Annotated in this window: 11 protein-coding genes; 4 read left to right on the top strand and 7 right to left on the bottom strand. The window is 63.6% G+C overall.

The genetic code is table 11. The features are described from left to right. The first annotated feature begins 109 nt into the window (after positions 1-109). Positions 110-1,000: a GNAT family N-acetyltransferase gene (locus F3H95_RS13550; protein WP_149746380.1), complete on the top strand. Its 891-nt coding sequence runs from the start codon at positions 110-112 to the stop codon at positions 998-1,000. 51 nt (positions 1,001-1,051) lie between these two features. On the opposite strand, the gene F3H95_RS13545 is transcribed toward F3H95_RS13550, so the two are convergent. The 7 genes from F3H95_RS13545 to F3H95_RS13515 all read right to left on the bottom strand — a co-directional run bounded on the left by F3H95_RS13545 (position 1,052) and on the right by F3H95_RS13515 (position 10,424). After that, positions 1,052-2,347: an amidohydrolase family protein gene (locus F3H95_RS13545; protein ID WP_149746379.1), complete on the bottom strand. Its 1,296-nt coding sequence runs from the start codon at positions 2,345-2,347 to the stop codon at positions 1,052-1,054. A 14-nt stretch (positions 2,348-2,361) separates the two neighbouring features. Next, positions 2,362-3,306, bottom strand: a complete 945-nt coding sequence (locus F3H95_RS13540; protein WP_143124406.1) for an ABC transporter permease — start codon at positions 3,304-3,306, stop codon at positions 2,362-2,364. Next, positions 3,303-4,352, bottom strand: coding sequence for an ABC transporter permease (locus F3H95_RS13535; RefSeq protein ID WP_149746378.1), 1,050 nt, complete (start codon positions 4,350-4,352; stop codon positions 3,303-3,305). Before F3H95_RS13535 ends, F3H95_RS13540 begins: the two co-directional genes overlap by 4 nt. After that, complete coding sequence (locus F3H95_RS13530) at positions 4,342-5,880, bottom strand: ABC transporter ATP-binding protein (protein WP_149746377.1); 1,539 nt, start codon at positions 5,878-5,880, stop codon at positions 4,342-4,344. Before F3H95_RS13530 ends, F3H95_RS13535 begins: the two co-directional genes overlap by 11 nt. Continuing rightward, positions 5,877-7,280, bottom strand: a complete 1,404-nt coding sequence (locus F3H95_RS13525; protein WP_149746376.1) for an amidase — start codon at positions 7,278-7,280, stop codon at positions 5,877-5,879. Before F3H95_RS13525 ends, F3H95_RS13530 begins: the two co-directional genes overlap by 4 nt. Before the next feature lie 8 nt (positions 7,281-7,288). Further along, positions 7,289-8,275, bottom strand: a complete 987-nt coding sequence (locus F3H95_RS13520) for a BMP family protein (protein WP_149746375.1) — start codon at positions 8,273-8,275, stop codon at positions 7,289-7,291. Positions 8,276-8,777: 502 nt separating this feature from the next. Then, complete coding sequence (locus F3H95_RS13515) at positions 8,778-10,424, bottom strand: sensor histidine kinase (protein ID WP_149746374.1); 1,647 nt, start codon at positions 10,422-10,424, stop codon at positions 8,778-8,780. A 296-nt stretch (positions 10,425-10,720) separates the two neighbouring features. Here F3H95_RS13515 and F3H95_RS13510 point away from each other — a divergent pair, with 296 nt between their 5' ends. From F3H95_RS13510 to F3H95_RS13500, 3 genes are read left to right on the top strand one after another with little or no spacing between them, the layout of a single operon-like run. Beyond that, on the top strand, positions 10,721-11,416 hold the full coding sequence (locus tag F3H95_RS13510) for a fumarylacetoacetate hydrolase family protein (RefSeq protein WP_188134383.1): 696 nt from the start codon (positions 10,721-10,723) through the stop codon (positions 11,414-11,416). Positions 11,417-11,464: 48 nt separating this feature from the next. Continuing rightward, positions 11,465-11,992 carry a gamma carbonic anhydrase family protein gene (locus F3H95_RS13505; RefSeq protein WP_143127863.1) on the top strand — a complete coding sequence of 176 codons (528 nt, stop codon included), beginning with the start codon at positions 11,465-11,467 and terminating at the stop codon, positions 11,990-11,992. Further along, positions 11,989-13,242 carry a diguanylate cyclase gene (locus F3H95_RS13500; protein WP_149746373.1) on the top strand — a complete coding sequence of 418 codons (1,254 nt, stop codon included), beginning with the start codon at positions 11,989-11,991 and terminating at the stop codon, positions 13,240-13,242. The genes F3H95_RS13505 and F3H95_RS13500 overlap by 4 nt, the downstream gene beginning before the upstream one ends. Positions 13,243-13,260: the final 18 nt, after the last annotated feature.

The raw sequence follows: 13,260 nt of genomic DNA, 5'->3' as shown, positions 1-13,260 counted from the left end.
CCGGCAGCCGATTGTTTCGAAAGAGGCCGTTCAAGCAGCGGATTGTTTGGCAGAAAACACGCTATGACTGTGCTGCGGCGAGCATGATGCAGATGGGAGAACGACAGCGATGGACAACACAGCCTCGATCCGGCTGGAATCGTTCGAACTTGAGATTGCCGATATCATGGAGGCGGACCTTGCCTCCCTGCATGCGCTTTCGCTTGCCGTGGGCTGGCCGCACCGCCCGCAGGACTGGACGACGGTGCTTTCGCTCGGCCGCGGTATCGTGGCACGCGACAGCATAGGCCGGGTGCTGGGGTCCGCCATGCGCTTCGACCATGCCCCTCACTTCGCAACCGTCGGCATGGTCATCACCTCACCACGGCTGCAGGCACAGGGGGCCGGCCGCACGATGATGGAGCATATTCTGGAAGGCATTGGCGATCGTCGTCTCGGGCTCAATGCCACCCGCCAGGCCCGCCAACTCTACACATCGCTCGGCTTCCAGCGGGAGGCAACGGTCTATCAGTGTCAGGGAGAGGCGGTTGTTCCGCCATGCCCCGATCGTTCCGTGGAGGGCAGTCTCTTGCTCCTGCCCTCGGCACCGTGGGACGAGATCGCCGCGCTGGATGCCCGCGGCTATGGCGCCCTACGCCACCGCACGCTCGAAGCCCTTCGCCCCCTCTCCGCTGGCACCGCGCTGGTCCGCGACGGACGCGTCGTCGCCTATGCGCTCTGCCGGCCGTTCGGACGCGGGCACGTGGTCGGTCCGGTGGTCGCCGCAACGGATTGCGATGCAATTGCCGTCATGCGGCCGCATGTGGAAAGCCATGCAGGCACATTCCTGCGCATCGACACGCGCCAGAAAGGCGGCGCCTTCGCACAGTTCGTGCTCTCCTGCGGCATGACGATCTTCGACACGGTGACCAGCATGTCGCTCAACGGACGCTGGACCAGCCTCCATCCAGAGGCCGGAGAACCGATGGTCTACGGCCTTGCCACCCAGGCGCTGTCCTGAGTGGCGGACTGCTGTCATTCCGACACGGAGAAACGATGCTCCGACGGTCCGTCAGCCCGCCGACCTCGGCACGTAGTCCCGGCCCGGATCGATGCTTTGGGGCCGGCCTTCGAGGAAGAGTTCACCAATGCGCGGCGCTGAGCGGGAAATCACCTTGCCGCCCTTCACGACGTAAAGCCGCGTCGGCTTCAGGCGCAGCGCCTCGATCACGTCAGCGGCCTGCAGGATGACCAGATCCGCCTTGCAGTCCACCTCGAGCCCGTAGCCTTCGAGGCCCATGGTCTTTGCCGAATTGACGGTCAGCGCATCGAAAATCTTCTGCTTGTCCTCGATGCCGCCCATCTGGGCCACGTGGATCGCCATGTGGCCGACCTCCAGCATGTCGGCGGAGCCCATGGAGTACCAGGGATCCATGGTGCAGTCCTGCCCGAAGGAGACGTTGAGCCCCGCCGCCATCAGTTCGCGCACCCGCGTCAGGCCGCGGCGCTTCGGATAGGTATCGTGCCGTCCCTGCAGCATGATGTTGATCAGCGGATTGGGGATGACATTGATCTCGGCTTCCGCCATCAGCGGAATGAGCTTGGAGACATAATAATTGTCCATGGAGTGCATGGAGGTGAGGTGCGAGCCCGCCACCCTGCCCTGCAGACCGTAGCGCACCGTCTCGGCTGCCAGCGTTTCGATATGGCGGGACATGGGGTCGTCGGTCTCGTCGCAATGAATATCGACCGGCAGGCCGCGCTCGGCAGCGATGCGGCAGAGCGCTTCCAGCGAGCGGCGGCCATCCTCCATGGTGCGTTCGAAATGCGGAATGCCGCCGACGATATCGAGGCCCATGTCGAGCGCGCGCTCGAGCGATTTCTCGCCTTCGGCCGCGCGGTAGTATCCGTCCTGCGGAAAGGCCACGAGTTGCAGCGTGATATAGGGTGCCACCCGCTCGCGCACCTCGATCAGCGCTTCTGCCGTGACCAGCCGCGGATCGGAGGTGTCGACATGGCTGCGGATGAACAAGAGGCCCTGGGATACGGCAAGATCGCAGTAGCGCAATGCCCTCTCCACCAGTGCTTCCTTGGTCAGAAGCGGCCGCAATTCGCCCCAGAGCGCAATGCCTTCCAGAAGCGTACCGGACACGTTCATGCGCGGCATGCCGAGCGAGAGCGTGGCATCCATGTGGAAATGCGGATCGCAGAAAGGCGGGCTGACCAGCCGCCCCGTAGCATCGAGTTCCTCGCGAGCTGTGGCATCGATGCGCTTCTCGATCGCCTTGATCCTGCCGCCCGTCAGACCGATGTCAAAACCCTCCCGGCCATCCGGCAGGTTGGCGTTGCGAATGATGAGATCGAACATGGATTGTCCTCCGGTCAGCGCTCCCCGCGCCGATAGGGTTGCATGAGAGCCTGCGGAACGCGCGCACGCCGCGCCATGACGGCAAGAGCGGCAATCGACAGGATATAGGGGATCATCAGAAACAGTTGATAGGGCACCGCACCGCCCAGCACCGTTTGCAGGCGAAGCTGGAAGCCATCGAAGAAGGCAAACAGAAGCGCACCCAAGAGCGCCCGCTCCGGCCGCCACGAGGCAAACACGACGAGCGCGATGCAGATCCAGCCACGCCCCTGCACCATGGTGGGAAAGAAGCTGTTGAAGGCCGACAGCGTCAGGAAGGCGCCGGCCATGGCCATCAACGCGCTGCCGGCCATCACTGCGCCATAGCGCACCACCATGGGGTTGATGCCCTGCGCTTCCGCCGCATGCGGGTTCTCGCCGGTCATGCGGATGGCAAGCCCGAGCGGCGTGCGGAAGACGAGGTAGGCCAGCACCAGCGCCAGAAGGATGGCCACATAAGTCGGGGGCGTCTGGGCGAAAAAGGCCGGACCGACAAAGGGCAGATCGCTGAGGCCCGGAATAGCAATCGGCTGGAACGGCTTGATGGTGGGCGGCGTGCCGGCCACCGGCACGGCCAGACGAAACACATAATAGCTGAAGCTTGATGCAAACAGCGTGACACCGAGACCGGACACATGCTGCGACAGGCCGAGCGTTACGGTGAGGACTGCATGCAGCAGGCCGAAAAGCGCACCCGCCAAAGCGGCAACCAGAAAGCCGGTCCAGAGATCCGCGCCATGATAGACGGAGAGCCAGCCGATCATGGCACCGAAGGTCATGATGCCCTCGATGCCGAGGTTCAAGACGCCGGACCTTTCGCTCAGAAGTGCACCCAGCGTGCCGAGAATGAGCGGTGTGGCGATACGCAGCACGGCAGCCCAGAGACCGGCAGAGGCGATGATGTCAAGAACGGCGCTCATCGGCGGATCCTGTACTGGGTGAAGAAGACCGCAACCAGCATGGTCAGCAGCGACAGCGCCACGATGACATCGGCAATATAGCTCGGGATTCCCATGGCGCGGCTCATGCCATCGGCGCCCACGAACATGGTGGCGGTGAAGAGGCCCGTGAGCACCACGCCAAGCGGGTTGAGATTGGCAAGCATGGCCACCACAATGCCGGAATAGCCATAGCCCGGTGAAAGATCGGTGGTGACATAGCCTTTCACGCCCATGACTTCCACGGCACCGGCAAGCCCCGCAAGCCCCCCGGAGATGCAGGCAACAACGACCAGCGTGCGGCCCAGCGGCACGCCGGCAAATACTGCGCCCGTCGGGTTGAGACCCGCTGCCCTTGCCCGCATGCCAAACACCGTGCGCGACTGCACGAAGGCCAGCACCAGCGCCAGCACAACGGCGATGACCAGCCCGAGGTTAAGACGCGAGCGCGCCAGCAGCTTCGGCAGCATCGCCGCATCGGCAACCGATTGCGACTGCGGCCAGCCGAAGGCGGTCGGATCCTTCAACACGGTGTCGATGAGCATGGACACGAAGAGGACCGCGACGAAATTCAAAAGCAGCGTCGTCACCACCTCATCCACGGAGAAGCGCAGGCGCAGCCACAGAGGCACCAGCAGCAGCACCATGCCCGCCAGCGCCCCGAGAATGAGAAGAGCCGGAATCTGCACGGCGGAGGGCCAGGAGCCAATGAGGTGGGAACTTGCCCAGGCGACCATGATGGCACCGAGATAAAGCTGCCCCTCGCCGCCGATGTTCCACAGACGCGCGCGGAAGGCGACCGCGGCGGCAAGGCCGGTCAGGATCAGCGGCGTGGCCCGTGTCAGGGTTTCCGTGGTGGAAAGGCGCGAGCCATAGGCGCCTTTCAGGATGCGCCAGTAGGCTTCGAGCACCGGCGCGCCGGCAATGGCAATCAGGATGCCGGCAATCGCGAGCGCTGCCGCAACCGCGATCAGCGGCGTGGCGACGACCAGGGCCACCGGTCTGTGTTCGCGCCGTTCAAACCGCATGGATCCCCTCTTCCTGCCGTGCTTCGCTGCCCGGCCATTCGCCTGATATCATCAGGCCAAGGCGGCGGGCCGACGCCTCTTCCGCCGCAATGGGCGGCGAAAGCCGGCCGCCGACAATCGCCTGAATGCGATCGGCAAGCGCCATCACCTCGTCCAGATCCTCGGAAATCAGAAGCACGGCCGTTCCCTGCCGGCGCGCTTCGAGAATACGTTCATGCACGGCCGCCACAGCGCCTTCGTCCAGCCCGCGTGCCGGCTGTGCGGCAAGCAGGATTCGCGGCCGCTCGATCAGATTGCGGCCGAGGATGAGCTTCTGCATGTTGCCGCCGGAGAGCAGGCGTGTGCGGCTGCCGGGCGTTCCGCCGCGCACATCGAAGGCATCGATGATCTTCTGCGCAAAGGCCATGCCCCGTCTGCGATCGACCAGACCGTGACGGGAGAAGGCGCCAAGGCGCTCCAGAACCGCGTTTTCCCAAATCGCCATCTCGCCGATGGCGCCCTCCCTGTTGCGATCCTCCGGAACGCGCCCGATGCCGGCGGAGACCACATCAGCGACCGACAGGCTTTCGACCGGCTTGCCATAGAGCAGCAGGTCTCCGCTCGATCTGACAGCGGTGCCGGAGAGAAGCTGCGCGAGCACGGCCTGGCCATTGCCGGAAACGCCGATGATGCCGAGAATTTCGCCGGCCCGCAGGCGAAAATCCACCGCCTTCAGGCGATCGACGCCGCCGCTGCGCACCGTCACGGCCGCCGCCTCCAGCACAATGTCTCCGGGTGTCGAGGCATCGCGCACCGGGCGCTCGACCGTGCGCCCAACCATCAGTTCAGCGAGTTCAGCCTTGCTGGTTTCGGCAGCCTTGCGCTCGGCCACATGACGACCGCCGCGCAGCACGACCACGCGATCTGCGGTGGACATAACCTCATCCAGCTTGTGCGAAATGAAGATCAGCGAAAGCCCCTGGCGCGCCATGTCCTTCAACGTGGCAAACAGATGCTCGGCCTCGATCTGTGTCAGAACGGCGGTCGGCTCATCAAGGACGAGGATACGCGCCTCGTTGTAGAGCGCCTTGAGAATTTCCACGCGCTGCTGCTCGCCGACCGAGAGGTCGCCAAGTCGCGCATCGGGATCGACCTTCAGACCGAAACGCTGCGAGATGGAGAGAAGCCTTGCGCGGGCCTCCGCGCGCTTGAGGCTGAGCGACCAGAGGCTTTCGGTGCCGGTCGTGACGTTTTCCAGAACCGTAAGATTGGGCGCGAGCGCAAAATGCTGATGCACCATGCCGATGCCGGCGCGGATGGCCGCACGCGGCTTGCCCGGCGGCAAGGCTTCGCCATCCACCAGCACGCGACCGGTATCGGGCACATAATGACCGAAGAGAATGCTCATCAGCGTCGTCTTGCCGGCGCCGTTTTCACCGAGCAGTGCCACGATCTCGCCCTTTGCCAGCGACAGCGAGATATTGTCGTTGGCAAGCGTCGTACCGAAGCGCTTGCTGACGCCCTCGATCTGAAGAACCGGTGTGCTCATGCGGGCCATCCTGCAATCGGGAAACGGTGCTGCCAGCGGCCATCCTGCTCCAGTTCGGCGGCCAGCCGCAACAGCAGAGCTTCTGCCCCCATCGGTGCCATCAGCTGCACCGGTAGCGGCAAACCCTCTGCATCCGCACCAAAGGGCAGCGTGAGCGCCGGAAAACCGGAGGCATTGGCAAGCGCTGCCAGCGGCGCGAAGGCGGCCATGCGGTGGAAATGCAGGTCGGTATCCGTATGATCGCTGGGGAAGGAACCGATCGGCAAAGGCGCGGATGACAGGATCGGGCTCAACAGGCAGTCAATGTCATCGAACAGGCGCCACAGATCGCGGCTGACGAGAACCATGGCATTCAGGCTCTGCCACAGGCTGCGGGCCGACAGCGACAGGCCGCGCTCGATGACCGCCTGCGTCAGCACCTCCGTCTTCGCCGCATCGAGATTGAAGCGCGTGAACGTGTCGGCAAGATTGATGCAGACGATGTCGACAAAGGCGCGCTGGCTGGTGGCCGCAATCGCCTCGACGGCGGAGACGGAGATCGGGACCCATCGATGGCCGGTGGATTCCAGATGGCGCGCCGCATCCTCCACCACATTGCATCGCTCGGGCGTCGTCGGCAGGTCCTTCCCGGTCTCGGTCAGGACACCGATCCGCAAACCACCCGAAGGAGCCGGCTGCGTCGCCACCGGCGGATAGGGTCCATGCGCCTGGCCCGAGAGGACCGCAAGGATCGCATGCGCATCCCGCACGGAGCGGCAGACGGCGAGTTCGGTGGCAATCCCGCCCAGGTGATTGCCGAATTGCGGCCCGGCCGGCATCAGGCCGCGGCTCGGCTTCAGGCCGACAAGGCCGCAGCAGGCAGCCGGCACGCGGATGGAACCGCCCGCATCGGTCGCATGGGCAATCGAGACGATGCCGGCCGCCACGGCAGCAGCGGCACCGCCGGAGGAGCCGCCGGCCGAAAGTTCCGGCGCCAGCGGATTGCGCGCCACAGGACCGATCGCCGGTTCGCTTGCCAGCGACAGGCCGAATTCCGGACTGGTGGTGAGACCGAAGAGACAGAAGCCCGCCGCCCGAAAGCGTTCAGCGAGATCCGAATCAACCATCCCGCCGCGCCGCGCCATCAGGCGCGAGCCGGCAGTGACGGGAAAGCCTGCAAAGGGGCCGCCCAGATCCTTTGCCAGCGTCGGAACGCCGGCAAACGGCATGGCGCGACGGTCCTGAAGCGGCAGACCGTCGATCCGATCTGCCGAGGCACGCCCCTTCTCAGCATCCTCATAGGCAATGGCGCCGAGATCCCGCGCGGCCTGCGCCGCCAAAAGGGAAGCCTGCATGGCCTCCCGGCTGGAAAGGTGGCCGCAGGCAATCGCCTCTGCCAGCGCCGTTGCATCTGCCATCATGGAAAGAATTACTTCGGCTCGTCCATGATCTTCGGCACTTCGAATTTGCCGGCCTTGATCTCGGCGCGCTTGGCCTCCATCGCCGCTTCCGCATCGGCCGGTGCCACGCCCTTGACGTAGACGATATCGCTGCCGCCTTCCTTCATCAGGCCATAGGCGGTGTAATCGCGGCCGGTCGGCTTGCCGGCGGCCACATCGGCGAGCGCGGCGTTGAGGATCGGGCGGAAATTCCACAGCGCATTGGCAAAGACCGTGTCAGGGTAGCGCGGCGTGTAATCGATCAGCGAGCCGATCGACTTGATCTTGCGTTCCTTGGCGGCATCGGCCGTACCGATACGCTCGCCGAACAGGATATCCGCGCCGGCATCGATCTGGGCGAGGCCGGCTTCACGCGCCTTCGGCGGATCGAAGAAGGTGCCGATGAAGGTGACGAGATGCTTGGCGTTCGGGTTGACGGCCTTCACGCCGGCGCCGAAGGCGTTGATCAGCATGTTGACTTCCGGGATCGGCATGGCGCCGACGGAACCGACAACGTTCGACTTGGTCATCTTGCCGGCCAGCATGCCGGCGAGATAGGCGCCGTCAAAATTCCAGGTGCCGAACACGCCGAAATTGTCACCGGCCTGCTTGCCGCTGGAGCCCATCACGAAGGCGGTTTCGGGATAATCGGCAGCCACTTCGCGGGCCTGCTTCTCGACCGGGAAGGTCTCGCCGATGATCAGCTTGGCACCCTGCTCGGCATATTCGCGCATGGCACGCGGATAGTCGGTGCCGGACACGCCTTCGGAAAAGACATATTCGATCACGCCTTCCTTGGCGGCGTCCTGAAGCGCCTTGTGCAGCACCGAGTTCCACGCGTTTTCGACCGGTGAGCCGTGAATACCGGCGACCTTGATCGGTGCGGCGGCGCGCACGGACGGAATGAAGGCGGTTGCGCTCAGTGCAAGGCCGGAAGCAAGCACGCCACGACGGGAGAGAAGCAGTTTATCGGTCATCGGTCACGTTCCCCTGGATTTTACCATTTGGTAAATGGATAGAGATCGCCCATTTTGAAGTCAAGAAAACAAATTGACCACGGAATAAGCAGAGGCACGCGTGCCATGCCCTATTTTGGGCGAAAGTTCATCCGGAAACGCTGCCTGTCCACCGCTTTCCACATGCAAGAACGTCGCAGGGCCGCAGTAAGAGAGCGGCGGGCAAGCCGGTTGCGCCATAACGATGGTCGCAGGACACCAGTTCCTCCCGCCTCAACCTCGCTCGGCTGCAGAGTTCGCCGGTCATCGCGCAGCACCGGTGCGAACGGCCGCGACAATAATTCCTCAACTCGTCGAACCATTCGCCAGCGGGATTCCGCTGGCCACCGTTTCGATTTCATTCGCAGATTATTCCCGTTTCGTTTCCGTGCATATTCAAGGTTGCGAAAATGAGGACACGATTCGGTTGTGCGGTTGCGCCTGCACGGCCCTTCCTGCTCGGCAATGCGGATCGCACATGCCGTCAGATATTGCCCGGTGCAGACAGCCTGAAGCTGAGGGTGAAATGGAGACCTTCCCGTCGGAAATCTGCGTCGATCTGCGGGTCGTGGCTCGCCGGAATGGCAAGACGGATCAGCTTCGACCCAAAACCTTCCCGCTCGCTTTGCTGGACGGCGGGACCACCCCGCTCCATCCAGGTAAGCGTCAGACGCTCCTCTGCCGTCAGCCAGGTGATCGACAGGCGCCCCTCCGGGCCGGAGAGACTGCCGTATTTCAGCGCATTGGTGCCGAGTTCGTGCAGGATCAGAGAAAGCGCCACAGCCAGTTCGGCCCCCAGCAGGCAGTGAGGGCCATCCACGCGAACGGTTCCGCCGTCGATATCATGCAGCGGCCGCATCACATGCTCGATGAGTTCGTGCAGCGAGGCGCCTTGCTCATCTTCCGAGAGGAGCACGTCATAGCCGCCCGCCAGCGCCTGCAGCCGCTTCTGGAAAGAAGCCATCTGCTCGTTCTGGCCGCGAAAGGTCTGGCGGACGATCGCCTGGATGACGGACAGCGTGTTCTTGACCCGATGCGAGAGTTCGCGAGCCATCAGCCGCCGCTTCTCTTCCGCCTGCGCCGACAGGCGCCGCTGCCGGTCGATCTCGTCGAGAAGGCCATCGATGGAGGTCCCGACAAGGCCGAGTTCGCCGCGATCCGCCCGCATTCCGGTGCGTGCGGCGAGATCGCCATCCCGCCAGCGCGTCACGGTGCGCACGATGTGCTGTACCGGCTCGAGGATGAAGCGCTGGCCGACATAATTGGCCGCAACGAAGGCAATCAGGCAGCCGGAGAGGATAAAGAGAATGCCGGTCAGCGCCGCCGTGTTCAACTGCGCGAAGGCTTCGTTGCGGGCAATCCCGGCGCTGACATAGAGCGGGTTCTTGTCCGATACCGGCTGGTAGCCGAGGATGCGGGTCGTGCCATCCTGGCTGACCACTTCAAGGGACCCGGGCGCGGATGCCGTGATCAGATGGCGATAGGCCTGCGGGATGGTGGTTCCCACGAAGGATTGCGGATCGGGGTTGCGGGCCACGATGACGCCATTGCGGTCGGAAATGGTCACAGAGCCGCCGGCGACGATGTCCCTCTGGAATACGCGGGCCTGCAGCCAGTCCAGCCGCAGCCCGGTTGCGATCACGCCAACCGTTTCCCCATTGCGCTTCAGACGCAACGCAACCGGCAGCACCGCACGGTTCGATACGCGGGCAATCGTGTAGCCGGCAATGACGACATCGTCCGAAACAAGTGCGCGGCGCACATACTCGCGGTCGGAAAAATCGGTTCCTGTCGGCCAGTTGAGACTGTCGCACAGCAGGCGTCCGTTGCGATCAAGCACGAAAATGTTGCCGACATAATCGTCCAGGCGTGCGGAGACGGCGTTCAGCGTCTGGCCGCAGGCGGCCGGATTGCCGTCGGTGATGGCCGGAATGGCGGCCGTGGCAATCAGCAGGCCGCGCAGCCCCTCAAGAATCGTTTCGATCTCCATGGAAAACTGTTGCGACGAACGGATGGCCTGCTGGTGGATTTCGGCCTGACGCTCGTTGCGCAGCTTCAATTCGTTATAAGCCAGCATCGCGAGCGCGGGCAGCAGCGCGATCAGCGTCATCACCGCAAGGCGTATTTTCATCGTCGTGCCTCTGATAGAAACGCCCGCGCGTGCAACCTGATAAATAAGATGGATGTCATGAACCTAGCTGCGTTGCGCCCGCACCTCAAGCGCCGTCTGCAACGTCGGATCACGGCACAACAAGAACCACGGATTGCAGGCTGCCCAGACCTTCGCGACAGGGTCGATGAGAGAGGCGATCCAACCCGGAAAATCGCCGCCACGGCGTTCTTGTGCACCGACGAAAAGCGAGACAGAATCGGAATGCTGCTCTAGGAAGAAGGCCGGATGATCGCCAGCCGAACGAAGGATGCCCCATGGCCATACTGCCCGTCACCGTCTTTCCCGCTCCGAAGCCCGTGACCCTGCCGGTGGCAGGGTCGGATGCCGTCTTTCCGGTGCGGCGGGTCTATTGCGTCGGCCGCAACTATGCAGACCATGCCATCGAAATGGGGCACGATCCCTCCCGCGAGCCGCCTTTCTTCTTCCAGAAAAACCCGGACAATCTGGTGACCGACGGGCGCTTTCCCTATCCGCCGTTGTCCAGCAATGTCCATTTCGAGGTGGAACTGGTGATGGCATTGAAGACCGGCGGGCAAAACATTGTTGCCGAACAGGCGCTCGACTGTGTCTGGGGTTACGGTGTCGGCATCGATTTCACCCGCCGCGACGTGCAAGACGGGCTGAAGAAGGCGGGGCGCCCCTGGGAAGCGGCCAAGGCTTTCGAGGCATCGGCGCCTGTTTCGGCGCTTGTCCCGGCCTCCAGGGTGGGCCATCCGCAGACAGGCGCCATCTTCCTCGACGTCAACGGCGTGCGAAAGCAGTCCGGCGACCTCAACCAGATGATCTGGAAACTGCCGGAGATCGTGGTAGAACTTTCGAAGCTCTTTACGCTCGCTGCGGGCGACGTCATCATGACCGGAACGCCAGCTGGCGTCGGTCCCATCCTGCGGGGTGACACGCTGTCCTGCGGCGTCGATGGCATCGCGACGCTGGAAGTATCGGTGGTGTGACGCTGGCACTGCTAGGCGTTCAGGCTTGGTTGCGGAGAAGCGAGAACAATGCCGATTTATGCCCTCGGAGAGTTTTCACCGAAAACGCCGGCACCGGATCGTTTCTGGGTGGCGCCGGGCGCGCATGTGGTCGGCAAGGTGGAGATCGGCGAGGATGTCGGCATCTGGTTTGGCGTGACGATCCGCGGCGACAATGAATGGATCACCATCGGCAACGCAACCAACATCCAGGAAAACACGGTGATCCACACCGACTGGGGGTTCCCGACGGTGATCGGCGCCGGATGCACCATCGGTCACGGCGCCATCATCCACGGCTGCACGATCGGCGACAATTCACTGATCGGCATGGGGGCGACGGTGCTGAACGGTGCGAAGATCGGCCGCAACTCTCTGGTCGGCGCCAATGCCCTGGTCACCGAGGGCAAGGAATTTCCCGACAACGCGCTGATCGTCGGCGCGCCGGCCAAGGTGGTGCGCATGCTCGACGACGAGGCGGTGGCCCGCCTCAGGCAGTCGGCAGACAACTACAGTGCCAACTGGAAGCGGTTTGCGGCGGACCTGACGCCCCTATGACGGAACCACACGCTCCGCTGCCGAAGCCTGACGAGATCGCCGGCGCGCTGCCGCAGGACAAGCTGCTGGCGCCGCTCATCGAGCGCAGCCTGGCAGAGGCTTGGTGGCGGCTTCGTTTTCCCGAACCGCTGGAAAGCATCTACCAGAGCCACATTGCCCGCCAGAAGTGGCTGCAGACCAATATTGGCGGCGGCCTGTGCCTCGTGGTCTTCAACACCGGTGCCTATCTCGATTACATCGGAAATCCCGGCAAGATCTGGCTTGCGGTGTTCCTGCGGCTGGTGGTGGTGACCATTCCCTGCGCGCTGTTGTTCTGGTTCAGCTACCGTGTCCGCGACCACCGCAAGCGCGACGGCATGACCGCCGGCGCGATGCTGCTGATTGCCGTGGTCGTCAACATCCTGCTGATCATCCGCGGCTCGCCGCCAACACAGATCGCCTTCAGCATGGCGCTCATGGTGATCATCGTCAACATCGTCCTGCCGCTGTCGGTGGTCATGGCTTCGGTAGCCAGCGTCGGCGCGGTGGTGATCACCGCTCTCTTCCGGGCGAATTACGGCCCGCTCGTTCAAGGCGAACCGCATCTTCCGGTCATCTTCGTTACGATCACCTGCATCATCACCCTGCTGGCCAATCATCGGCTTGATACGGCGCTGCGCCGCCTCTACCTCGTGCTTCTGCGCGAACAGTTGCGCGGCGAGGAAGTCCGACGCGAAAACCGCGACCTCAACACCTTCTCCTATACCGACACGTTGACCGGCATTGCCAATCGCCGCCGGCTGGACGAGACGATGCAGCGCGCCTGGCAGAAGGCCGAGACGACACAGGAACCGCTGGCGCTGCTGATCATCGATATCGACCATTTCAAGCGCTACAACGACACCTATGGCCATCCGGCCGGCGATGCCTGTCTCAGGCGGGTTGCTGAAGCGGTGGCGGGCTCGATCCGCTCCGGGCGCGATCTGGCAGCCCGCATGGGGGGTGAAGAATTCGCCGTGCTTCTGGAGGATTGCGACATCGACACTGCGCATCTGGTGGCAGAGCGCATTCATGCATCGCTGGCGGCGACAAGCCTCACGGCGACGGCAGGGCTTTTCGGTGAACCGGTCACCGTCAGCATCGGTCTCGCCGTCACCTATCCCTTCAGCGGCGGCACGATCGAGGATTTCATCACGGCCGCCGACAGCGCGCTCTACATTGCCAAGCATCGCGGGCGCAACCAGACCTGCACAGGCTCCAGCGCCGCGTGAAGGCCAGCGAACAGAAAG

Origin of the sequence: Rhizobium sp. RU35A (assembly GCF_900156005.1) — a bacterium.
Classification (GTDB): Bacteria; Pseudomonadota; Alphaproteobacteria; order Rhizobiales; family Rhizobiaceae; genus Neorhizobium; species Neorhizobium straminoryzae.
This window is presented reverse-complemented; position numbering and strand designations above follow the sequence as displayed.